Here is a 21618-nt window from a genome sequence, read left to right on the forward strand (position 1 = left end):
GCGGCGAAGCACCGCTCTCGGTGTGCCGGGAGGCGTCAGGCGCCGGTGCCGTCCAGCTGGTCGATCGTCGCGATGGACGGGCCGCGCGTCGCGGACAGCTCGCGCGCCACGTCCTCCGCGGCCCGCAGCACGCGCACCGCGTTGCGCCAGGTCAGCTTGGCCAGGTCCGCCTCGGACCAGCCGCGCCGCAGGAGTTCGGCGATCAGGTTGGGGTAGCCCGACACGTCGGACAGGCCGTCGGGGGTGAAGGCCGTGCCGTCGTAGTCGCCGCCGAGGCCGATGTGGTCGACGCCGGCGACCTCGCGCATGTGGTCGAGGTGGTCGGCGACCGTGGCGACCGTGGCCCGCGGGCGCGGGTTCGCGGCCTCGAAGGCCTGGTGCACGGCCATCGCCTCGGCGGTGGTGGCCAGGTGGTGGAGTCCGTGGGCGCGCATGTTCTCGTCGGCCGCCCGGGTCCAGGCACCGGCCTCCGGGAGGATGAACTTGGGGACGAACGTCGCCATGGCCACGCCGCCGTTCGCGGCGAGCGAGCCGAGCACGTCGTCCGGGATGTTGCGCGGGTGGTCGCAGACGGCGCGTGCCGAGGAGTGCGAGAAGATCACCGGCGCCTCGCTGACCCGCAGCGCGTCGCGCATCGTGTCGGTGGCGACGTGGGAGAGGTCGACGAGCATGCCGACGCGGTTCATCTCGCGGACGACCTCCTCGCCGAAGCGGGTCAGGCCGCCCGCCGCCGGTGCGTCCGTCGCCGAGTCCGCCCACGGGATGTTGTCGTTGTGGGTGAGGGTCATGTAGCGGACGCCCAGCCGGTGCAGGGCGCGCAGCGTGGCCAGCGAGCAGTTGATGCTGTGGCCGCCCTCGGCGCCCATCAGGGAGGCGATGCGGCCCTCGGCCCGGGCCGCCTCCATGTCGTCGGCCGTGAACGCCAGGCGCAGGTCGGCGGGGTAGCGCTCGGCCAGCCGCCGGACCACGTCGATCTGTTCGAGCGTGGCGCTGACCGCTTCGTCGCCGGCCATGTCGGTGCGTACGTACACGGACCAGAACTGGGCGCCCACTCCGCCGGCGCGCAGCCGGGGCAGGTCGGTGTGCAGGCCGGCGCCGCTCTGGTCGACGGCGAGGTCGCGGCGGTCGAGGTCGTAGCCGACGTGCTCGCGCAGGGCCCAGGGGAGGTCGTTGTGGCCGTCGACGACGGGGTGCCCGGCGAGGAGCTCCCGGGCGCGGGCGAGGGTCGCGTCCGTCTCCGTCACGCCGGTCACTTCCCGAAGCCGAAGCCGGTGGCGCCCTGCACCTTGGCGCGCAGCCGGCGGCCCTTCTCGGTGGCCTGTTCGTTGAGCTCGTCCTGGAAGTGGCGCATGCGCGCGAGCAGGTCCTCGTCGTGGGCGGCGAGCATGCGGACCGCCAGCAGCCCGGCGTTGCGCGCGCCCGCCACGGAGACGGTGGCGACGGGCACGCCTGCCGGCATCTGGACGATGGACAGCAGGGAGTCCATGCCGTCGAGGTACTTCAGCGGTACGGGCACCCCGATCACCGGCAGCGGTGTGACGGAGGCGAGCATTCCGGGGAGGTGGGCCGCGCCGCCCGCGCCCGCGATGACCGCCTTGAGGCCGCGTCCGGCGGCCCGCTCCCCGTACTCGACCATCTCGCGCGGCATGCGGTGCGCGGAGACGACGTCGACCTCGTAGGGGATCTCGAACTCGTCCAGGGCCTGGGCCGCGGCTTCCATGACGGGCCAGTCGGAGTCGGAGCCCATGACGATGCCGATGAGGGGGGAGCGGGGGGAGGTCATTCCGTGATCGTTCCTCGCAGGTATCCGGCGGCGTGGCGGGCGCGCTCGCGCACCTCGTCCAGGTCGTCGCCGTAGGTGTTGACGTGTCCGACCTTGCGGCCGGGCTTGACGTCCTTGCCGTACATATGGATCTTCAGGCCCGGGTCGCGCGCCATGCAATGCAGGTACGCGTAATACATGTCCGGATAGTCGCCGCCGAGAACATTGGCCATCACGGTCCACTTGGCGCGCGGCCGCGGGTCGCCCAGCGGCAGGTCCAGCACGGCCCGGACGTGGTTGGCGAACTGCGAGGTGATCGCGCCGTCCTGGGTCCAGTGGCCGGAGTTGTGCGGGCGCATCGCGAGCTCGTTGACGAGCACCCTGCCGTCGCGGGTCTCGAACAGCTCCACCGCCAGGTGGCCGACCACCCCCAGCTCCTTGGCCACCCTGAGGGCGAGCTGCTGGGTGTGGGCGGACAGCTCCTCGGACAGCCCGGGGGCGGGGGCGATGACCGTGTCGCAGACGCCGTCGACCTGGATGGACTCGACGACGGGGTACGAGACGGCCTGGCCGTGCGGGGAGCGCACGACGTTGGCGGCGAGCTCGCGGACGAAGTCGACCTTCTCCTCGGCGAGGACGGGCACGCCGGCCCGGAAGGGCTCCTCGGCCTCCTTCGCGGAGCGCACGACCCAGACGCCCTTGCCGTCGTAGCCGCCGCGCACCGTCTTGAGGACGACGGGGAAGCCGTCACCCTCGGCCGCGAAGCGCTCGACGTCGGCGGGGTCCGCCACGATCCGGTGCCGGGGGCAGGGCACCCCGATCTCCGTGAGCTTCGCCCGCATCACGCCCTTGTCCTGGGCGTGCACGAGGGCGTCGGGCCCGGGGCGGACGGGGATGCCGTCCGCCTCCAGGGCCCTCAGGTGTTCGGTGGGCACATGCTCGTGATCGAAGGTGATCACATCGCAGCCTCGTGCGAAAGCACGAAGGGTGTCCAGGTCGCGGTAGTCGCCGATGACGACATCGCTGACCACCTGGGCCGCCGAGTCCTGTGGGGTATCGCTGAGCAGCTTGAACCTGATGCCGAGGGGGATGCCCGCCTCGTGGGTCATACGGGCGAGCTGGCCGCCGCCGACCATGCCGACTACCGGGAACGTCACGCCCCCAGGGTATCCGTACGCACGAACCATCCCTACCGCCTATGGATGTTCCTCCAAGCGCGGAGGCTTTCGCTCCCCCTACGATTCGCCGACGATGCGGTGGCGATAAGGACCGAAAAGCGCGCGTTCGCCGTTCGTTCACCGACTCTCCGGGTCGGCCGCGCCGCCCGCTGGTTAGCATGAACGACATGACTCAACGGCGCACAGTGCGTTCCCGGCTGGAGCGGCTGGCCCGCGAAATCGTGAAGTTCGGCGCCGTGGGTGCCATCGGCTTCGTGGTCAACTTCATCGTCTTCAACATCTGTGTCCACGGCATCGGCCTCGCCGTGGTGCGCTCCGGCGTCATCGCCACGGCCGTCGCCATCGCCACCAACTACGTCGGCAACCGCTACTGGACCTACCGCGACACCGACCGGAACCGGCGCAGCCGCGAGCTCTCGCTCTTCCTTCTCTTCAGCGGCATCGGCCTGGTGATCGAGAACGGCATCCTGGCCCTGTCCCACTACGGCCTGGGCCTGACCACCCCGCTCGCGGACAACATCGCCAAGAACGTCATCGGCCTCGGCATCGGCACGGTCTTCCGCTTCTGGTCCTACCGGACCTGGGTGTTCGGGAAGCTGCCCGCCCGCGATGCCGTCGAGACTGCCGAATCGTTCCTGGCCGACGCCCGGCCGCAGCGCGTGGACGCGGGCCAGTAACGGGCCGCAGGCCCCTCGTCCGGGCGGCCCGGCCGTCCTAGTCGTCCGCTTCCGCTTCCCTGCTGAGGAACAGCGCGAACACCGGCGGGTGCTGCTGCAGCAGCTCCAGCCGGCCCCCGTCCGCCTCCGCCAGGTCGCGCGCGACGGCCAGCCCCAGGCCCGTGGAGTTGCGGCCGCTGACCGTCCGCTCGAAGACCCGCGCCCCCAGGTCGGCCGGCACGCCCGGGCCCTCGTCGGAGACCTCGACCACCGCCTGGTTGCCGGTGACGCGCGTACGGATCGCCACCGTGCCGTCGCCGTGCATCAGGGAGTTCTCGATCAGCGTCGCCAGCACCTGAGCGACCGCGCCGGGGGTGCCCACGGCCCGCAGCCCCTGCTTGCCGGAGCGCACCAGGGCCCGGCCCGCCGTGCGGGTGGCGGGCCGCCACTCCTCGATCTGCTGCTTGACGACCTCGTCGAGGTCGAAGGTGACCGCGGAGCCCGTCTGCGGGTCGCGGGAGTTGGTCAGCAGCCGCTGGACGACGTCGGTGAGCCGCTCCACCTGCGCGAGGGCGACCGTGGCCTCCTCCTTGACCGTGTCGAGGTCGTCGGTGGCCGTGATCTCCTCCAGCCGCATCGACAGGGCGGTCAGCGGCGTCCGCAGCTGGTGCGAGGCGTCGGCGGCCAGCCGCCGCTCCGCGGTGAGCATCCGGGCGATGCGCTCGGCGCTGGCGTCCAGGACGTCGGCCACCCGGTCCAGCTCCGGCACGCCGTAGCGGCGGTGCCGGGGGCGGGGGTCGCCGGAGCCGAGCCGCTCGGCGGTCTCGGCGAGGTCGGTGAGCGGGGCGGTGAGCCGGTTGGCCTGGCGCACCGCCAGGAAGACGGCCGCGACCACGGCCAGCAGCGCCACCGCGAGGATCACCAGCAGGGTGCGGCCGACCTCGCGGCTGACCGTGGAGCGGGACTCCTCCACGCGGACGGTCTCGCCCTGCTCGCCCTTCTGGGTCGCGGTGATGACCCCGCCCTCGGGCCGGCTGCCGATCTCGATCGACTGCCGGCCGGGGATGTCGATGCGCGCGTACCGGTCGGGGGTGATCTGCTCGCGCAGCACCTCCGACTCCACGCGCTCGCCGCCCGCCAGCCGGCTGTCGACGATGCTCACCAGGCGCACGGCCTCGGACTGCACGCTCTCCTGGGCACTGCTCTCGATCGTGCGGGTCTCGACGATGACCAGCGAGATGCCGAAGACGGCGATCACGACGAGGACGACGGCGAGCGTGGAGTTGATCAGTCGGCGGCGCACGATGCCTGTCTTTCGAAGGTCTTTCGCTGGTCTTCCGGGAGGCCGTCCGGGAGCCGTCCGAGGTCGTCCGGCAGGGCCCCGGGGGCCCGGGGGGAGAGCCTCAGCTCTTCTCGAAGCGGAAGCCGACGCCCCGGACGGTGGCGATGTAGCGCGGGTTCGCGGCGTCGTCCCCGAGCTTCTTGCGCAGCCAGGAGATGTGCATGTCCAGGGTCTTGGTGGAGGACCACCAGGTGGTGTCCCAGACCTCGCGCATCAGCTGGTCGCGGGTGACGACCCGGCCCGCGTCGCGCACCAGCACCCGCAGGAGGTCGAACTCCTTCGCGGTCAGCTGCAGTTCCTCGTCGCCCATCCAGGCGCGGTGCGACTCGACGTCGATGCGCACGCCGTGGGTGGCCGGCGGCTGCTGGTGGCTGTCGGCGGTGCCGCGCCGCAGCAGGGCCCGTACGCGGGCGAGGAGTTCGGCGAGCCGGAAGGGCTTGGTGACGTAGTCGTCGGCGCCGGCGTCCAGGCCGACCACCGTGTCCACCTCGTCGGCGCGGGCGGTGAGCACCAGTACGGGGAAGCCGTGACCCTCCGTGCGGAGTCTGCGGCAGACCTCCAGACCGTCCATACCGGGCAGCCCGAGGTCGAGGACGAGCAGGTCCACGCCTCCCTGAAGGCCGGCGTCCAGCGCCGTGGGCCCGTCTTCGCGTACCTCCACCTCGTACCCTTCGCGGCGCAGGGCGCGTGCGAGCGGCTCCGAGATGGAAGCGTCATCCTCGGCGAGCAGTACTCGGGTCATGGACAGATGGTAGTCCGCTCGGGCGCACGTCAGAGGTGTGCCGAGGGCTACCTAGGGCAACACTTCACCGAAAGTGCTATCACCTTCGAATATGCGCGAACGGTTCCGGAAAACCATGTGATCCATATCTCAACGGCTTCCATTCCGGGGCAGGGTGTGACGTATGGTGACCCGACGTCTGTAGCACTACCGAGGGACCTTCGGCTTGTCCGACGCGCCGAAGGTCTCTGTTGTGCGCAGGGCTGGACCCCCAGTCTTGTTTCACAGTGAATGACCTGTCGGCCGGGTCCGTCGCGCGAAGGTGCGCGGGGGCGTGGATCCCGGTGTACGGCTGTCCTGCCGGCTCCTCGCCATCCTCAAGAGGGGCCGAACCCCTCGGGCGTGGGGGCGGACGGCGCGTAGCCGGTGCCGGCCAACCCCCACCCGGGCGCGCACTCGCTCCACCGCGCGTCCCGAGACACAAGGATTGACCATGGCGTCCAGCCTGACCAAGGACGAGGCGGAGCAGGAGAAGACCTCTTCGGCCTCCGACACGAGGTTCTTCGGCCACCCCATCGGCCTGGCCCCCCTCTTCCTGACGGAGATGTGGGAGCGCTTCAGCTACTACGGCATGCGCGCCCTTCTCGTCGTCTACCTGATCGCCGGCGGCCCGGACGCCAAGCCCGACAGCCAGGGCGGCGGTCTGGCGATGCCCGAGGCCAGCTCGGTCGCGATCTACTCCGTCTACGTGGCGATGGTGTACCTGCTCGCCATGCCCGGCGGCTGGTTCGGTGACCGCGTCTGGGGACCGCGCAAGACGGTCGCCATCGCGGCCAGCACGATCATGGTGGGTCACCTGGCCCTGGCCATCCCCGGCAAGCCCTCCTTCTTCGCGGGCCTCGCGCTCGTGGCGATCGGCTCGGGTCTGCTGAAGGCCAACATCTCCACGATGGTCGGCCACCTCTACGACGGTCCCCAGGACCCGCGCCGTGACGGTGGCTTCACGCTCTTCTACATCGGCATCAACCTCGGTGCCTTCTTCTCGCCGCTGGTCATCGGCACCATCGGCCAGAAGGTCAACTGGCACCTCGGCTTCAGCATCGCCGCCGCCGGTATGGCCATCGGCCTGGTGTGCTTCCTGTGGGGCACCCGCCACCTGAACCCCAAGAGCAGCGTCGTTCCCAAGCCGCTGTCGGCCGCCGAGAAGAAGTCGACGCTCACCAAGGGCCTGGTCTGGCTCGCCATCGCGGCGGTCTTCTACGGCATCGTGGGCGGCACCGGCCACTTCACCCTGAACTGGGCGCTGATCCCGATCACGATCGCCGGTCTGATCATCCCGATCACCGTGCTCGTCCGCATCAAGCGGGACAAGGAGCTCTCGGCGACCGAGCAGACCAAGGTCAGCGGCTACATCTGGTTCTTCGTCGCCGCCGCCGTGTTCTGGATGATCTTCGACCAGGCCGGCTCGACGATGTCGACCTTCGCCGAGAAGAAGACCGCGGACAACGTCTTCGGCTTCGGCTTCCCCTCCACCTGGTTCCAGTCGGTCAACCCGCTGTGGGTCATGGCCCTGGCCCCGGTCTTCGCCTGGCTGTGGCTGTTCCTGGCCCGCCGTGACCGCGAGCCGAGCACCACGGTGAAGTTCGCGATGGCCATGGTCGTCATCGGCGCCTCGTTCTTCGTCTTCGCCGTCCCGATGGCGATGGCCGGCGACGGCACCAAGGTCAGCCCCGCCTGGCTGCTGATGATCTACATGATCCAGACCATCGGCGAGCTGTGCCTCTCCCCGGTCGGCCTCTCGCTGACCACGAAGATGGCGCCGCAGAAGTACGCCAGCCAGATGATGGGCGTGTGGTTCCTCGCCGTCACCGCCGGTGACTGCACCACGGGTCTGCTCTCCATCGCGGGCGTGGACCTCAACGGCACCGGCATGATCCTGCTGCAGGCCGCGCTCGCCGCGCTGGCCGGTGTCGCGGTGTGGATGTACCGCAAGAAGATCGAGGCCCTGATGGGCGACGTGCGCTGACGCCGACCCGATCGGCCCGTACGTGAGAAGTGCCCCCGGCGCGAGGAAGCGCCGGGGGCACTTCGCGTTTTCCCGCGCCCCCTACCCCGCGCCCTCGGGCCCCTACGGCGGCCCGGCACGCGGGTCCGGGGGTGGTCCTGGTGGTGGCTCCGCACGCGGGTCCGCCGCCGGGGTGAACCAGGGCAGGGCGGGGGCGCCTCCCGGGTTCCCGGCCGCTTCCGGCGCCCCCGCGGGCGTACGCGGCCGGACCCGGTCCACGACCGCCATGCCGGCCCGGAAGACGGCCAGCGGGACCACGACGCCCAGCAGGATCCAGAAGAGCGTCACGCCCCACGGACGGCCGACGGCCCACGGCTGCTCGACCAGGGTCCTGCCGCCGTACGCCAGCGAGACCGTGTAGTCCCCGTACGCGCCCGCCGGCAGCTCCACGTCCAGCGCCACCCGCTCCCTGCTCCCGGCCGCCACCGTGCCGCGCCAGGGCCGCTCCTCCCAGGAGGGGGCGAGCACCCCGCGCGCCAGCCCGACCCGGAAGACCGGGTCCTTGGCGGGTCCGGGGCCCAGATTGGCGACGGTGACCACCAGGCGCCGCCCGGCCGGCGCCCCGAACCACGTCAGCAGCCCGCTCGAGCCCTCCAGACCCGCGTCCAGCACGCCCAGTCGCTCACCGCCCGGCTGCTCCGGCAGCGCGGCCACCGGGTGACCCGTGACGGCCAGCGGCGCGTCCGCCGCCGCGGCATCGCCCGTGACGGTCGCCACGTGCACGACACACGGGCACGGCCTGGGCGGGGCCACGACCGGAAGGTCCCGGCGGAAGGTGCCGTCGGCGCCGGTCGTCACGGCCCGGCCGTCGGCGTTCGCGCAGGCGTTCGTCCCCCCGATCATGTTCTGCCCGCACAGCAGGAGCGTGAGCAGGGTCCCGGGACGCCAGCCGCCGCCCGTCACGGTGACGGTGCCGCCCTTGGGCGCCTCACGGCGGTCCACGGCGGCCGTGGGCGCCCCGGGTGGCGCCGTGGCCGCCGCCTCCGGTGCCGCCGCGGTCAGGGCCAGGAGCAGGGCCGCCAGGGCGGCCGCGGGCCACGCCCGTACGCCGCCGCCGCTCATGAGCGGCTCCTGCGGCGCCGCAGGAGCCACCGGGCGGCGCCCAGGGCGGCCAGGGCGCCGAGCCCGGCCAGGGCCGGGCCGAGCCACGGCAGCGGGGCGTACGAGGCCGAGGCGGCGGCCCGGGTGCCGTCCGGGGCCGTGGCCGTGACGCGGACCGCCACCCGGTCCAGGCGCGGGGCGTCGGGCCAGCGCTCCTCCAGCCGCACGCTTTCGCCCGGGGGCAGCCGGGCGGGCACCCCGGTCGCCGGCCGGCTCAGGAGCTCCCCGAAGAGGCCCTCGGCGCGGATGGTCAGGCGCGGGGCCAGCGCGGTGTTGCCACGGTTGACCAGCGCGTAGCGGATCACCGCACCCCGGCCCGTACCGCTGACGCGCACATGCTCGACCGACAGCGCGGAGAGCGCCGGGCCGCCGACCCGTACGGCCATCGGCACCCGGACCCACCGCCCGCCCCCGGAGACGGCCACCGCCGCGGAGTGATCACCGGGCGGCGTGCCCGCCGGGACGGTCACGGTCAGGGGGACGTCCGCGCGGGTGCGGGGCGGCACGTCCACCCGCCGGGCGGCCAAGGAGATCCACGGCCCCGTGCCGCGCAGCTCCACGGAGAGCCGCCGGTCGCCGGGGTTGCGGACCGACAGCTTGTCCTCGAGGACCGTGCCCGGTGCGCCCTCGAGGTAGAAGGACGAACGGCCCTCCTGCGCGCCGTGTCCGCCCCCGCCCCCGCCCTTGGCGCCGGGTACGGGCGCCGCCGTCCACGGCACGGCGTCCGCGGCGGCCGCGGCCCGGACCGGCGGCGCGGCGAGGACGGCGAGGGCGGCGGCGAGGAGCGGGGCGGCGGCACGGGTGCGGGACGTCATCGGCGGCTCCCTGTGCGGTGCGTGGGCGTACGGCGGTCAGCCGGCGGTGCGACGCCTCCGGGTGAGCCAGAGGGTGCCGGCGACTCCGGCGAGGAGCACGGTGCCGCCGAGGGTGCCGAGCGCGACGGCGGAGTCGGAGGGCCCGGTCTGCGGGAGCTGGCCGCCGCCGGTGGCCGATGAGCCGCCGGTGACCGACGAGCCCCCCGTGGACCCGGACGTCGAGCCGCCGGTCGAGCCGGCCGTGGTCCCTCCGTCCGCCGAGCCGCCGGTGGTCCCGGCCGTGGACCCGCCCGTGGAACCGCTCGTCGAACCGCCGGTCGACCCGCTCGTCGAACCGCCCGTGGACCCGGACGTGGATCCGCCCGTGGACCCGGACGTCGAGCCGCCCGTCGTGCCCCCCGGCGCCTTGACGTCGAGGGTGAGGGAGGGCTTGGGGTTGTTGCTGGGGGTGCAGGTCGTCGTGGTGCCCAGGGCGAGGATGGTGAGGGTGCCCGCGGTGAAGGTGACCTGACCCGCCTTCTTCGGGGTGTACGTCCCCGAGAGGTCACTGATCTTGATGGGGGTGTTGGCCGGAATCGGCGCGTCGTTGGCGGGCCCGGAGACCGCCACCGTGCCGGAGTCCGCGCCGCCGAGCTTGATCACGGCACTTGGCTTCATCGCGCCCTTGCCGAGCTCGACGGGGCTGGAGGAGACGCCCTTCTGGAAGGACATGGTGAGTTTGTACGCGTCGCCGCTCGCGACGGCCTTGATGTCGATGGGCGAGACGGCGCTCTTGTCCCCGATCGGGGTCTTGCAGGCGTAGTTGACGTCGACGACCTCGGCGTGCGCGGCCGGTGTGACCAGCAGGACCGTTCCTGTGGCCAGGGCCGCCGAGACCGCGAGCGCGCCCGCGCGCCGCGCGGAATGGCGTGACATGGGGGACACCTGGGGCTCCCTTCGCATCCGGTGCCGCCACCCAAGGAAACTGACGACACATCAGATCGGACGCCGAAGGTACGCCCGGGACCGTCGAGAAGGAAGACGGTGAACCGGCTTTACGACGGCCCGGCCAGCTCCGCCCAGACCGTCTTGCCGACGCCGCCCTCGCTGCGCTGGACCCCCCAGTCGAGGCAGAGCCGCTGCACGATGAACATGCCGTGGCCGCCGGGCCGTCCGGCGCGGTGCGGGGTGCGGGGCGCGGGCGTGCCGGCGCCGAGGTCGGCGACCTCCAGGCGCAGCACCTTGCCCGAACGGCTGACGCGCAGCTCCTCGGGGCCGTCGGCGTGCAGGCAGGCGTTGGTGACCAGCTCGGAGACGACCAGCAGGACGTCCTCGGCGGCGGCGCGGTGATCGGCCGTGGCGGCGGGCAGCCAGCCCCAGTCGTGCAGCGCCTGACGGGTGAAGTCGCGGGAGAGCGGCACGGCGCCGCTGACCCCCACCAGACGCAGCCGGCGGCTCTGGGCGGGCGGCGGCGGTGAGCCGGCCGAGGTGGCGCCCTCCGCCTCCGGACCGGGACCGTCCGGCGGAGGGAACGCCCGGGTGGTGCTCATCAGCGCTTCACCTCACCGATTCACCGATTCGTACACGAACATCTTCCACGGATTAAGCAGACTCCTGCCCGGCGAAATCGTGGGAACACCCACGGATTCACCCCGGTCCTGTGACACAGGCAACGGAGGAGTCCCGGACCGGTCAGTCGGTCAGGGCCGACTCGAGGGTGTCGTGCACGGTGAAGACCGCTCCCGCCCCTGTGATCTCGAATACCCGGGCGACGACGGGCGTCATCCCGGCGAGGTGAATCGCGCCACCCGCGGCCTCGGCCTTCAGCCGGGCGCCGAGGAGGACGTTCAGGCCCGTGGAGTCGCAGAACTCCAGCCTGGAGCAGTCGACGACCACGCGCGCGTCCCCCTCCCGGACACAGCCCTCGAGAGGCTCGCGCAGCAATTCCGCCGTGTGGTGATCGAGCTCACCCGCCGGCGATACGACGGAACTCACACCGTGGCGCCGGACCTCCACCTGCAGCCGGCCCGTACTCGCGTTGCCGACCATCCCGCGATCCATGCGCTTCCCTTCGTGCCCTTCGTAGTTGTGCCCACGTGGCGCACGCGAAACCCTACGCCTTCCTTACGGCCGCCCGGAAGCCGAACCTCCGCCAATCAAGGACGTACAGGGACAAATTGGACTTGCCTTGATGAGGCAAAGCCGGGTAGGGCTAGTAGGGACACATCCGCCACGGACGGCTTTGGAGGCGCCGCAAACCGCAGCAAAGGGTCACGGCATCGGCAGCCATACGCCGAGAATGATGGAGGAGACCATGTCACCCCGGCTCGACGAAAAGCGTTCCCGCCCCTCTCGCGAGGCCCACGAGACCGCCTCGTCGGCAACCCCGCCCGAGCACACCGATCCCGGCCTGCCCGGCCTTCCGGAGATCCCGCCGTACGACGAGGTGGGAGCGGTCGACGCGCGTGCTCTGTCCAAGACTCTCTTCGCGCGCCTCGCGTCGCTCGAGGAGGGCACCCATGAGTACGCGTACGTCCGCAACACCCTGGTCGAACTGAACCTGGCACTGGTGAAGTTCGCCGCCTCGCGGTTCCGCTCCCGCAGCGAGCCGATGGAGGACATCATCCAGGTGGGCACCATCGGCCTGATCAAGGCCATCGACCGCTTCGAGCTGAGCCGCGGTGTCGAGTTCCCCACCTTCGCCATGCCGACGATCATCGGCGAGATCAAGCGCTTCTTCCGTGACACCAGCTGGTCCGTGCGCGTACCGCGCCGCCTGCAGGAGCTCCGGCTCGACCTGGCCAAGGCCGGCGACGAGCTCTCCCAGCGCCTGGACCGCTCCCCCACCGTCGGCGAACTCGCCGAGGCGCTGGGGCTGACGGAGGAGGAGGTCCTCGAGGGCATGGCCGCGAGCAACGCGTACACCGCGAGCTCGCTGGACGCCCAGGCCGAGGAGGACGAGACCGAGGGCGCGCTGTCGGACCGGATCGGCTACGAGGACCACAGCCTCGAGGGCGTCGAGTACGTCGAGTCCCTCAAGCCGCTGATCGCCGAACTGGGGCCGCGCGACCGCCGCATCCTCTCGCTGCGCTTCGTGGCCAACATGACGCAGTCCGAGATCGGCGACGAGCTGGGCATCTCCCAGATGCACGTCTCCCGCCTGCTCTCCCGCACCCTCGTGCACCTGCGCAGGGGCCTGCTGAGCGAGGGATGAGGGGCGGCCGGACCCTCCTCCACCATGCCGCGCGCGCCGTACGGATTCCGTACGGCGCGCGCGGCATGCCCGCCGGGCCTCAGACCTCGCGCACCCCGCGCCGCCAGACCGCCGAGACGAGCGGGACGCCGGGGCGGTAGGCGAGGTGGACGTGGCTGGGCGCGTCCAGCAGGGCCAGGTCCGCCCGGGCGCCCGGGGTCAGCCGGCCGATGTCGGTGCGGCGCAGGGCGGCCGCGCCGCCCGCCGTGGCGGCCCAGAGGGCCTCGTCGGGCGTCATCCCCATGTCGCGCACGGCCAGGGCGACGCAGAACGGCATCGAACTGGTGAAGGACGAGCCCGGGTTGCAGTCCGTGGACAGCGCGACGGTGACGCCGGCGTCCAGGAGCCGGCGCGCGTCGGGCCACTGGGCCCGGGTGGAGAACTCGGCGCCGGGCAGGAGCGTGGCGACCGTGTCGCCGTTCGCCAGGGCGTCCACGTCCGCGTCGCTCAGGTGGGTGCAGTGGTCGGCCGAGGCGGCCCCGACCTCGACGGCCAGCTGGACGCCGGGCCCGTGGCCCAGCTGGTTGGCGTGCACGCGGGGGATCAGGCCGTGCCGCATGCCGGCCTCGAGGACCGCACGGGCCTGGTCGCCGTCGAAGGCGCCCCGCTCGCAGAACACGTCCACCCAGCGGGCGTGCGGGGCACAGGCCTCGAGCATCTCGCCGGTGACGAGGGCGACGTAGCCCTCGGGGTCGTCGGCGAACTCCGGGGCGACCACGTGCGCGCCGAGGTAGGTGACCTCGTCGGTGTGGGCGGCGGCGATGCGCAGGGCGCGGGCCTCGTCGTGCGTGGTCAGGCCGTAGCCGGACTTGGTCTCGAACGTCGTGGTGCCCTGGCGCAGGGCCTCGCCGAGATAGCGGGTGAGGTTGGCCTCGAGCTCGGCGTCGGTGGCCGCACGGGTCGCCGCCACCGTGGTGCGGATGCCGCCCGCGCTGTAACTGCGGCCCGACATGCGGGCATTGAACTCTGCCGTCCGGTCGCCCGCGAAGACCAGGTGGGAGTGGGAGTCGACGAAGCCGGGAACGACCGCCCGGCCCCCGGCGTCGACGGCGTTGTCAGTGGCGGGTGCTTTGCTGGTCTCACCGACCCAGGCGACGCGGTCGCCGTCGACGACGACCGCCGCGTCCTGGATCAGACCGAGGGGGCCTTCACCGAGGGAGGGGTCGTTGGTGACGAGACTGCTGATGTTGATGATCGCCGTGCTCATGCTTTCTCCGGTCGTCGGCGTCAGCCGCGCAGGGCGGCGATGGAGTCGGCCAGGGCCCGGGGCACATCGGGTACGAGCTGGTGGACCCCGTCCCGTACGACGTGCCGCCCGCCCACGACCGTATGGGCGATGTCCGCGCTGGTCGCGGCGAATACGGCCGTCTCGGCTCCGTGCCGCGGGGACGGCCCGGCGGTCCGGACGGAGTCCAGCGCGACCGTGGTGAGGTCGGCGAGGGCGCCCGGCTCGATGCGGCCCGCGTCGCTCCAGCCGAGGGAGGCGTGGCCGTCGGCGGTGGCGGCGCGCAGCAGGGCGGACGCCGTCCAGTGGCCGCGGGTGCGGGTGCGCAGCCGCTCGTCGAGCTCCATGGCGCGGGCCTCTTCGAGCAGGTCGATCACGGCGTGGCTGTCGCTGCCCAGGGACAGCGGGCTGCCGGCCTGCTGAAGGCGGACGGCGGGGCCGATGCCGTCGGCGAGGTCCCGTTCGGTGGTGGGGCACATGCAGATCGTCGTGTTCGAGCCGCCGAGGAGGCTGATGTCCTCGTCGCTCAGGTGCGTGGCGTGCACGGCGGAGGTGCGGGGGCCGAGCACGCCGTGGTCGGCGAGCAGCTGGGTGGGCGTGCGGCCGTGTGCCGCCCGGCAGGCGTCGTTCTCGGCGGTCTGCTCGGAGAGGTGCACGTGGAGGGGCGCCTGGCGCTCCTCTGCCCAGCCGGCGACGGTCGACAGCTGGTCGGCGGGCACGGCGCGCACGGAGTGGACGGCCGCGCCGATGCGGGCGTGGCCGGCGGGCTTCAGGGCGGCCGCGCGCTCGGCCCAGGCGTCGGCCGTGCCGTCGGAGAAGCGGAGCTGGTGGCGGTTGGGGGCCTCCCCGAAGCCCGAGGAGAGGTAGGCGGTGTCGAGGAGGGTGATGCGGATGCCGGCCTCGGCGGCGGCCGCGATCAGGGCCTCGCCCATGGCGTTGGGGTCGGCGTAGGGGGTGCCGCCGGGGGCGTGGTGGACGTAGTGGAACTCACCGACGCAGGTGATGCCGGCCAGGGCCATCTCGGCGTAGGTGGCGCGGGCGAGGGCGTGGTAGCTGTCGGGAGTGAGCCGGTCGGCGACGCTGTACATCACGTCGCGCCAGGTCCAGAACGTCCCCGATCCCACCTGGGTGCGGCCGCGCAGGGCGCGGTGGAAGGCATGGGAGTGGCTGTTCGCCAGCCCCGGGAGGGTCAGCCCGCGCAGGGTGACCGCGCCCGGGGGCGGGGAGGGGACCTCGGTGCGGACGGCCGTGATCCGGCCGTCCGTCGCCTCGATGACCACGCCGGGCTCGACGTGGGTGCCGAGCCAGGCGTGCTCGGCCCAGTAGGTCACCTGCACGCGAGGCCCTCCAGAACGTCGGCGAGTGCGGTCACTCCGGCCAGGCAGTCGTCCTCGGCCGCCGTTTCGGCCGGGGAGTGGGAGACGCCGGTGGGGTTCCGCACGAACAGCATGGCGGTGGGGATGACGCCCGACAAAATACCCGCGTCGTGCCCCGCGCCCGTGGGCAGCACGGGCACGCCGCCCAGCAGCTTGGCGAGCTCGTCGCGCAGGCCGTGGGCGAACTCCACGACGGGGGTGAAGGACTCCCGGGTGACGCGGACGTCGACGCCGTCGCGGGTGCCGCGCTCGACGGCGGCCCGCTCGATCTCGGCGACGACGTCGGCGAGGGTCTCCTCGTCGGCGGCGCGGGAGTCCAGCCAGCCGCGCACGAGCGAGGCGATGGCGTTGACGCCGTTCGGCTCGACGCTGACCTTCCCGAAGGTGGCCAGGGCGCCCGCCAGGCGGGCCTTCTTGCGCGCGGCCAGCACGGTGTTGGCGTAGGTCAGCATCGGGTCGCGGCGGTCCTCGATGCGGGTGGTGCCGGCGTGGTTGGCCTCGCCGTGGAAGTCGAACCGCCAGCGGCCGTGCGGCCAGATCGCGGACGCGACGCCGACGGCGTGCGGGGTCTCCGCGAGGGCGCGGCCCTGCTCGACGTGGAGCTCGACGAACGCGCCGATGCGGGCGAGGCGCTCGGGGTCGGCCCCGATGGCCTCGGGGTCGTACCCGGCGCGCTCCATGGCCTGGGCGAGGGAGATCCCCTCGGCATCCCGCAGCGCGTGTGCCTTCTCGGTCGTGAGCTGCCCGGCGGTCAGCCGCGAGCCGACGCAGGCGAGGCCGAAGCGGGCGCCCTCCTCGTCGCCGAAGTTGACGATGGCCAGCGGGCGGTGGGGCCGTGCGCCGCGCCCGCGCAGCTCGTCGAGGGCGGCGAAGGACGACACGACGCCGAGGGGGCCGTCGAAGGCCCCGCCGTCGGGCACGGAGTCCAGGTGCGAGCCGGTGACGACGGCGTCACCCGCGGTGGGGTCGCCGAGCCAGGCCCACTGGTTGCCGTTGCGGTCCAGCTCGTAGGCCAGGCCCCGGCTTTCGGCCTGCGCCTTGAACCATTCGCGGCAGTCGGCGTCGGCGCCGGTCCAGGCGAATCGGCGGTAGCCGCCGGTGTCCGCGTTGCGGCCGATGGGAGCGAGGTCCCGCCACATCTCGTGGAAGCTCGCGCCTGTGGCAACCGGTGCCGCACCCGGCGACGTACGGTCAGCCGCGGTCACTCGCCCTCCCGCATCGGGATGCGCACGCCCCGGTCCTCCGCGACCGTCTCGGCGATGTCGTAGCCGGCGTCCACGTGGCGGATGACGCCCATGCCCGGGTCGTTCGTCAGGACGCGGCGGATCTTCTCGCCCGCCAGGGCCGTGCCGTCGGCGACCGTGACCTGGCCGGCGTGGATCGAGCGGCCCATGCCGACGCCGCCGCCGTGGTGCAGGGAGACCCAGGAGGCGCCGGAGGCGACGTTGACCATGGCGTTCAGCAGCGGCCAGTCGGCGATGGCGTCGGAGCCGTCGAGCATGGCCTCGGTCTCGCGGTACGGGGAGGCCACCGAGCCGCAGTCGAGGTGGTCGCGGCCGATGACGAGCGGGGCCTGCAGGGTGCCGTCGGCCACCATCTCGTTGAAGCGCTCGCCGGCCCGGTCGCGCTCGCCGTAGCCGAGCCAGCAGATGCGTGCGGGCAGGCCCTGGAAGTGGACGCGCTCGCCGGCCATCTTGATCCAGCGGTGCAGGGACTCGTTCTCGGGGAAGAGCTCCAGGATCGCCTTGTCGGTCTTGGCGATGTCGGAGGCCTCGCCGGACAGGGCGGCCCAGCGGAAGGGGCCCTTGCCCTCGCAGAACAGCGGCCGGATGTAGGCGGGGACGAAGCCGGGGAAGGCGAAGGCGCGGTCGTAGCCGGCCAGCTGGGCCTCGCCGCGGATGGAGTTGCCGTAGTCGAAGACCTCGGCACCGGCGTCCATGAAGCCGACCATGGCCTCGACGTGCTTGGCCATGGACTCGCGGGCGCGCGTGGTGAAGCCGGCCGGGTCCTTGGCCGCGGCGTCGGCCATGTCGTCGAAGGCGATGCCGACCGGCAGGTACGACAGCGGGTCGTGGGCCGAGGTCTGGTCGGTGACGATGTCGATGGGCGCGCCCTCGGCGAGCATCTGCGGGAGCAGCTCGGCGGCGTTGCCGAGGAGGCCGATGGAGAGCGGCTTGCGCTGGTCGCGGGCCTCGGTGGCGAGCTGGAGGGCGTGGGCCAGGTTGTCGGCCTTGACGTCCAGGTAGCGGTGCTCGATGCGCCGCTCGATGGCGCGGGGGTCGCAGTCGATGCAGATGGCGACGCCGTCGTTCATGGTGACGGCGAGCGGCTGGGCGCCGCCCATGCCGCCGAGGCCGGCGGTCAGGGTGATGGTGCCGGCGAGGGTGCCGCCGAACTTCTTCGCGGCGACGGCGGCGAAGGTCTCGTAGGTGCCCTGCAGGATGCCCTGGGTGCCGATGTAGATCCAGGAGCCGGCGGTCATCTGGCCGTACATGGTCAGGCCGAGGGCCTCGAGGCGGCGGAACTCCTCCCAGTTGGCCCAGTCGCCGACGAGGTTGGAGTTGGCGATGAGGACGCGCGGGGCCCACTCGTGGGTCTGCATGACGCCGACCGGACGGCCGGACTGGACGAGCATGGTCTCGTCCTGCTTCAGCGTCTGCAGGGTGCGCACCATGGCGTCGAAGGAGCGCCAGTCGCGGGCGGCCTTGCCCGTGCCGCCGTAGACGACGAGCTTGTCGGGGTGCTCGGCGACCTCGGGGTCGAGGTTGTTCTGCAGCATCCGCAGCGCGGCTTCCTGCTGCCATCCCCGGGCGCTGAGCTCGGTGCCTCGCGGTGCTCGCACGGGTCGCGGTCCTGACATGGGCGGCTGCCTCCCTGGCTCTCTGGCGCGTTCTGAATAGAACACTGCACAGTGTGTGTCGCTGAATAGCGCTAGTCAACAGGTGAACCGGACACGACCGGGGCATGGCACGGACCGCCCGGCGGTGGTGGAGTGGGCCCATGGGTCTCGGTGAGGGCGCGGGCGGTGCGTGGCGGGACGCGGCGGTGCGGGAGGCGGTGCGGCAGGGCCTGGTCACGGCGGAACGGCCCGTCGCGGGGCTGCTGGACGTGCGTGCCGTCCGCGGGGCGGCGGCGGGGCTGCGGGCGGCGTTCGGCGGCGGCGAGGTGCTGCACGCCTTCGCCGTGAAGGCCGCGCCGCTGGTGCCCGTCCTGCGGCTGCTGGCGGACGAGGGGCTCGGCGCGGAGGTCGCCAGCCCCGGCGAGCTGGCCCTGGCCCGGGCGGCGGGCGTGCCGGCGGAGCGGATCGTGCTGGACTCCCCCGCCAAGACCGTCGCCGAGCTGCGCGAGGCCCTCGCGCTCGGGCTCGCCGTCAACGCCGACAGCCGCGAGGAGCTGGCCCGGCTGGACGCCCTGCTCGCCGCTCCGGGGGCGCCGCGGGATGCGGCCGTCGGCATCCGCGTCAACCCGCAGGTCGGCGGCGGCAGCATCGGGGCGCTCAGCACCGCCACCGAGACGTCGAAGTTCGGCGTGCCGCTGCGCGACGAGGGCGCGCGGCGCTGGCTCGTGCGGGCCTACGCCGAGCGGCCGTGGCTCACCCGGATCCATGCCCACGTCGGCTCGCAGGGCTGCCCGTTGGAGCTGATGGCGGCGGGCGTGCGGGACACCTACGAGCTGGCCGAGGAGGTCAACCGCGCCGTGGGCGGGCGGCGGATCCGCACGGTCGACATCGGCGGCGGCCTGCCGGTGAACTTCGCCTCCGACGACGTCACGCCCACCCACCACGACTACGCGCGGCTGCTGGCCGCCCGGGTGCCGGGGCTGTTCGACGGCCGCTACGGCCTGGTGACCGAGTTCGGCCGGTCGCTGCTGGCCAAGAGCGGGCTGATCCTGGCCCGGGTGGAGTACACCAAGTCGGCCGGGGGCCGCCGGATCGCGATCGCGCACGCCGGCGCCCAGGTGGCCGTGCGCACCGTCTTCGCGCCCGAGTCCTGGCCGCTGCGCGTGGCGGTGTACGACGCGCGGGGACTGCCGAAGGGCGCGGACGCGGTGCCGCAGGACGTGGCGGGGCCGTGCTGCTTCGCGGGCGACCTGGTCGCCGTGGACCGGATGCTGCCCCGCATCGAGGCGGGGGACCACGTGGCGCTGCTCGACACCGGCGCGTACTACTTCTCGAACCACTACGCGTACAACACGCTCCCCCGACCCGGGGTTTACGGCTATGCCGGCGGCCAACAGGCGGACGGCACGCCGGACGTCGTGGCGGGCGTGCGCTTCGCGACCGTACGGCCGCCCCAGACCCTCGACGAGCTCGTGGCCGAGGGCGGCGCGGCCCGCGTCGCGGACCTCAGCGCGCTGCGCTGACCGCGGCCCCGCCCGGCGCGGCCCTGCCCCGGCGCCGCGCGCCGCCCGGCAGGGCGTCGCCGGCGCCGATTCCGGTGGTGAGGTAGCCGGGCACGCCCTTGGCGGCGGGGCTGCCCTGCGCCCAGTCCGTGCGGACCCACAGCAGGGCGTCCGCCCGGCGCTCCAGCCCGCCCAGCCACAGGGCCTTGGCCCACAGGCCCGTGCCGGCGCCGGCCAGCGCCAGGCCGGCCGCGGCGGGCACCGCGAAGGAGGAGCCGACGGCGGCGAGGAAGGCGGCCGCCAGCCACCAGCGCCGGGCCCGGCTCCAGTTGCGCACGGTCACGGCGCGGTCCTGCAGGAAGACCGACCGCCCGGCGCGCGACGCGCCGCCCGCCAGCCCGGTGTAGCGCGCCCGCCGCGCCAGGAAGGCGACGGCCGCCGCGGCAACGAACGACACCACGCCCGCCAGCAGGCCGATCCGGCGTCCGGTGAGCCCCGGCACCAGCGCGCCGATGCCCGCTCCCAGGACGCCCAGCACCCACAGCCTGCGGGCCGGGGCCCGTACGATCACGGCCACCCGTGCCATCGCATACGACCCGCGTGTCACCTCGGAACCTCCTCGTCGCTCGACCGGCACCCGGCACGCTAGCCAACGAATCTGAGTGCGGGCTGAGAACCGTCCGGCCGTCACCCGCCCTCCGTGTCATACCCGGGTATCAGGCGGGACTTGGCCCCTGCGTATGTCGTATCCGCGCATGAGCGGCCCCTATGGTCGTCGCATCACAGGGGCCGACGGGAGGAGCCGGGATGACGGTGGACGAGCGAGCACTGAGGCGGCGGGCACTGCTGGCGGCGGGGGCGCTGACCCTGACCGCGCTGATGACCGCGTTCGGCCGCTGACCCGGCTGACCCGCAAGGGGCGCGGCGGGGCGCCTCACTCGACGAACAGCCCCCGGGCGGCCGCCTTGGCGTCGAACTCCTCCAGGCGCGCCTGCGCCTCCGGCAGCGCGTCGCACATGGCCTCCAGCAGCACCCTGCCCAGCAGCATCGGGGCGCAGGCGGTGTCGAAGGCCAGGCCGGTGCCGACGGCGGCCGGCAGCAGGAGGTCGCTGTGGCGGGCGACGGGGGCGAACGTGGAGTCGGCGACGGTGACGACCGTCAGGCCGGCGCCCCGCGCGTACTCCAGGGCGTCGACGACCTCGCGCGGATGGCGGGGCAGCGCGAAGCACAGCAGCGCGCTGGCGCCCGCCCGCACGGCGGCGTCGACGCGGTCGACGAGCAGCGTGCCGCCCTCGTCGAGGAGCCGCACGTCGGGGTGGACCTTGCGGGCGAAGTAGGCGAAGCCGGCCGCCTGGGCGCCGGCCGCGCGCAGGCCGAGGACGGGCAGCGGGCGGGAGGCGGCCAGCAGCCGCCCGGCGCGGGAGACGGGGGCCGGGTCGGCGAGCAGGGAGGCGAGGTGGCGGAGGTTGTCGATCTCCGCGTGGACGGCCTGCTGGTACTCGTTGAACGAGCTCTCGGCCGGCGCCTCGACGGCGGGCACGACGTCCCGCAGGTGCCGGCGCAGCGCCGGGTAGCCGTCGAAGCCGAGGGCGACCGCGAAGCGGGTCACGGACGGCTGGCTGACGCCGGCGAGGTCGGCCAGCTCCACGCTGGAGAGGAACGGCGCGTCGGCGGCGCGGCGCACCATGCAGTGGGCGATGCGGCGCTGGGTGGGCGTCAGCCGGTGCCCTTCGAAGAGCTTCTGCAGCCGTGCGATGGCTTCCGGTTCGCTCCCGGTCTCGCTCATGACCCTCCTTGGCCATTC

Annotated in this window: 20 protein-coding genes; 4 read left to right on the forward strand and 16 right to left on the reverse strand. The window is 73.2% G+C overall.

From position 1 onward, the window contains the following. Nucleotides 1-35: 35 nt before the first annotated feature. Genes IE295_RS27455 through IE295_RS27465 form a run of 3 tightly spaced genes read right to left on the reverse strand, consistent with a single transcriptional unit; the run spans nt 36 to nt 2949 of the window. Nucleotides 36-1244 (reverse strand): dipeptidase, encoded by a 1209-nt coding sequence (locus IE295_RS27455; RefSeq protein ID WP_190066458.1) that lies wholly within the window; start codon nt 1242-1244, stop codon nt 36-38. A 5-nt stretch (nt 1245-1249) separates the two neighbouring features. After that, nucleotides 1250-1783: a 5-(carboxyamino)imidazole ribonucleotide mutase gene (gene purE, locus IE295_RS27460; protein ID WP_190066459.1), complete on the reverse strand. Its 534-nt coding sequence runs from the start codon at nt 1781-1783 to the stop codon at nt 1250-1252. After that, nucleotides 1780-2949 (reverse strand): 5-(carboxyamino)imidazole ribonucleotide synthase, encoded by a 1170-nt coding sequence (locus IE295_RS27465; protein WP_190066460.1) that lies wholly within the window; start codon nt 2947-2949, stop codon nt 1780-1782. Before IE295_RS27465 ends, purE begins: the two co-directional genes overlap by 4 nt. 158 nt (nt 2950-3107) lie before the next feature. Here IE295_RS27465 and IE295_RS27470 point away from each other — a divergent pair, with 158 nt between their 5' ends. Beyond that, nucleotides 3108-3617, forward strand: coding sequence for a GtrA family protein (locus IE295_RS27470; protein WP_190066461.1), 510 nt, complete (start codon nt 3108-3110; stop codon nt 3615-3617). Nucleotides 3618-3654: 37 nt separating this feature from the next. On the opposite strand, the gene IE295_RS27475 is transcribed toward IE295_RS27470, so the two are convergent. Then, complete coding sequence (locus IE295_RS27475; protein ID WP_190066462.1) at nt 3655-4899, reverse strand: sensor histidine kinase; 1245 nt, start codon at nt 4897-4899, stop codon at nt 3655-3657. A 100-nt stretch (nt 4900-4999) separates the two neighbouring features. Continuing rightward, entirely contained in the window at nt 5000-5680 is a 681-nt protein-coding gene (locus IE295_RS27480) for a response regulator transcription factor (protein ID WP_086568235.1), read from the reverse strand. Between the two features lie 472 nt (nt 5681-6152). Here IE295_RS27480 and IE295_RS27485 point away from each other — a divergent pair, with 472 nt between their 5' ends. After that, nucleotides 6153-7685 carry a peptide MFS transporter gene (locus tag IE295_RS27485; RefSeq protein WP_190066463.1) on the forward strand — a complete coding sequence of 511 codons (1533 nt, stop codon included), beginning with the start codon at nt 6153-6155 and terminating at the stop codon, nt 7683-7685. 102 nt (nt 7686-7787) lie between these two features. Here the strand turns inward: IE295_RS27485 and IE295_RS27490 are convergent, their stop codons facing one another. The 5 genes from IE295_RS27490 to IE295_RS27510 form a co-directional block, all read right to left on the reverse strand. Further along, nucleotides 7788-8786 (reverse strand): neocarzinostatin apoprotein domain-containing protein, encoded by a 999-nt coding sequence (locus tag IE295_RS27490; RefSeq protein WP_190066464.1) that lies wholly within the window; start codon nt 8784-8786, stop codon nt 7788-7790. Then, nucleotides 8783-9640, reverse strand: coding sequence for a COG1470 family protein (locus tag IE295_RS27495; RefSeq protein ID WP_190066465.1), 858 nt, complete (start codon nt 9638-9640; stop codon nt 8783-8785). The genes IE295_RS27490 and IE295_RS27495 overlap by 4 nt, the downstream gene beginning before the upstream one ends. Before the next feature lie 36 nt (nt 9641-9676). Further along, a complete protein-coding gene (locus tag IE295_RS27500; RefSeq protein WP_190066466.1) occupies nt 9677-10555 on the reverse strand; it encodes an LPXTG cell wall anchor domain-containing protein in 879 nt (292 codons plus the stop codon). A gap of 119 nt (nt 10556-10674) precedes the next feature. Further along, nucleotides 10675-11169, reverse strand: a complete 495-nt coding sequence (locus tag IE295_RS27505; RefSeq protein ID WP_190066467.1) for an ATP-binding protein — start codon at nt 11167-11169, stop codon at nt 10675-10677. Between the two features lie 142 nt (nt 11170-11311). Then, the gene (locus tag IE295_RS27510; protein WP_190066468.1) at nt 11312-11680 is read right to left on the reverse strand and encodes an STAS domain-containing protein; all 369 of its coding nucleotides are present in this window, start codon (nt 11678-11680) and stop codon (nt 11312-11314) included. Nucleotides 11681-11921: 241 nt separating this feature from the next. Between IE295_RS27510 and IE295_RS27515 the strand changes: the two genes are divergently transcribed. Then, nucleotides 11922-12833, forward strand: a complete 912-nt coding sequence (locus IE295_RS27515; protein ID WP_190066566.1) for an RNA polymerase sigma factor SigF — start codon at nt 11922-11924, stop codon at nt 12831-12833. Between the two features lie 79 nt (nt 12834-12912). On the opposite strand, the gene hutI is transcribed toward IE295_RS27515, so the two are convergent. The 4 genes from hutI to hutU form a co-directional block, all read right to left on the reverse strand. Beyond that, a complete protein-coding gene (gene hutI, locus IE295_RS27520; RefSeq protein ID WP_190066469.1) occupies nt 12913-14079 on the reverse strand; it encodes an imidazolonepropionase in 1167 nt (388 codons plus the stop codon). Nucleotides 14080-14099: 20 nt separating this feature from the next. Beyond that, nucleotides 14100-15434, reverse strand: coding sequence for a formimidoylglutamate deiminase (locus tag IE295_RS27525; RefSeq protein WP_190066470.1), 1335 nt, complete (start codon nt 15432-15434; stop codon nt 14100-14102). Continuing rightward, a complete protein-coding gene (locus tag IE295_RS27530; protein ID WP_190066567.1) occupies nt 15425-16612 on the reverse strand; it encodes an allantoate amidohydrolase in 1188 nt (395 codons plus the stop codon). Before IE295_RS27530 ends, IE295_RS27525 begins: the two co-directional genes overlap by 10 nt. A 62-nt stretch (nt 16613-16674) precedes the next feature. Further along, nucleotides 16675-18333 (reverse strand): urocanate hydratase, encoded by a 1659-nt coding sequence (hutU, locus tag IE295_RS27535; RefSeq protein WP_190066471.1) that lies wholly within the window; start codon nt 18331-18333, stop codon nt 16675-16677. A gap of 140 nt (nt 18334-18473) precedes the next feature. On the opposite strand from hutU, the gene IE295_RS27540 reads away from it, so the two are divergent. Continuing rightward, entirely contained in the window at nt 18474-19835 is a 1362-nt protein-coding gene (locus tag IE295_RS27540) for a type III PLP-dependent enzyme domain-containing protein (protein ID WP_190066472.1), read from the forward strand. On the opposite strand, the gene IE295_RS27545 is transcribed toward IE295_RS27540, so the two are convergent. Continuing rightward, entirely contained in the window at nt 19819-20421 is a 603-nt protein-coding gene (locus IE295_RS27545) for a hypothetical protein (RefSeq protein WP_190066473.1), read from the reverse strand. The genes IE295_RS27540 and IE295_RS27545 overlap by 17 nt on opposite strands. 327 nt (nt 20422-20748) lie before the next feature. Continuing rightward, nucleotides 20749-21600 (reverse strand): MurR/RpiR family transcriptional regulator, encoded by an 852-nt coding sequence (locus IE295_RS27550; protein WP_190066474.1) that lies wholly within the window; start codon nt 21598-21600, stop codon nt 20749-20751. Nucleotides 21601-21618 lie beyond the last annotated feature (18 nt).

Origin of the sequence: Streptomyces griseocarneus, assembly GCF_014655595.1 — a bacterium.
Lineage (GTDB): Bacteria > Actinomycetota > Actinomycetes > Streptomycetales > Streptomycetaceae > Streptomyces > Streptomyces griseocarneus.

What these genes read in the sequence shown, in the direction of transcription:
- purE (WP_190066459.1), bottom strand. Translation starts at nt 1,783, where the DNA reads ATGACCTCCCCCCGCTCCCCCCTCATCGGCATCGTCATGGGCTCCGAC.
- IE295_RS27465 (WP_190066460.1), bottom strand. Translation starts at nt 2,949, where the DNA reads ATGGTTCGTGCGTACGGATACCCTGGGGGCGTGACGTTCCCGGTAGTC.
- IE295_RS27470 (WP_190066461.1), top strand. Translation starts at nt 3,108, where the DNA reads ATGACTCAACGGCGCACAGTGCGTTCCCGGCTGGAGCGGCTGGCCCGC.
- IE295_RS27480 (WP_086568235.1), bottom strand. Translation starts at nt 5,680, where the DNA reads ATGACCCGAGTACTGCTCGCCGAGGATGACGCTTCCATCTCGGAGCCG.
- IE295_RS27485 (WP_190066463.1), top strand. Translation starts at nt 6,153, where the DNA reads ATGGCGTCCAGCCTGACCAAGGACGAGGCGGAGCAGGAGAAGACCTCT.
- IE295_RS27490 (WP_190066464.1), bottom strand. Translation starts at nt 8,786, where the DNA reads ATGAGCGGCGGCGGCGTACGGGCGTGGCCCGCGGCCGCCCTGGCGGCC.
- IE295_RS27495 (WP_190066465.1), bottom strand. Translation starts at nt 9,640, where the DNA reads ATGACGTCCCGCACCCGTGCCGCCGCCCCGCTCCTCGCCGCCGCCCTC.
- IE295_RS27500 (WP_190066466.1), bottom strand. Translation starts at nt 10,555, where the DNA reads ATGTCACGCCATTCCGCGCGGCGCGCGGGCGCGCTCGCGGTCTCGGCG.
- IE295_RS27505 (WP_190066467.1), bottom strand. Translation starts at nt 11,169, where the DNA reads ATGAGCACCACCCGGGCGTTCCCTCCGCCGGACGGTCCCGGTCCGGAG.
- IE295_RS27510 (WP_190066468.1), bottom strand. Translation starts at nt 11,680, where the DNA reads ATGGATCGCGGGATGGTCGGCAACGCGAGTACGGGCCGGCTGCAGGTG.
- IE295_RS27515 (WP_190066566.1), top strand. Translation starts at nt 11,922, where the DNA reads ATGGAGGAGACCATGTCACCCCGGCTCGACGAAAAGCGTTCCCGCCCC.
- hutI (WP_190066469.1), bottom strand. Translation starts at nt 14,079, where the DNA reads ATGAGCACGGCGATCATCAACATCAGCAGTCTCGTCACCAACGACCCC.
- IE295_RS27530 (WP_190066567.1), bottom strand. Translation starts at nt 16,612, where the DNA reads ATGTGGCGGGACCTCGCTCCCATCGGCCGCAACGCGGACACCGGCGGC.
- hutU (WP_190066471.1), bottom strand. Translation starts at nt 18,333, where the DNA reads ATGTCAGGACCGCGACCCGTGCGAGCACCGCGAGGCACCGAGCTCAGC.
- IE295_RS27540 (WP_190066472.1), top strand. Translation starts at nt 18,474, where the DNA reads ATGGGTCTCGGTGAGGGCGCGGGCGGTGCGTGGCGGGACGCGGCGGTG.
- IE295_RS27550 (WP_190066474.1), bottom strand. Translation starts at nt 21,600, where the DNA reads ATGAGCGAGACCGGGAGCGAACCGGAAGCCATCGCACGGCTGCAGAAG.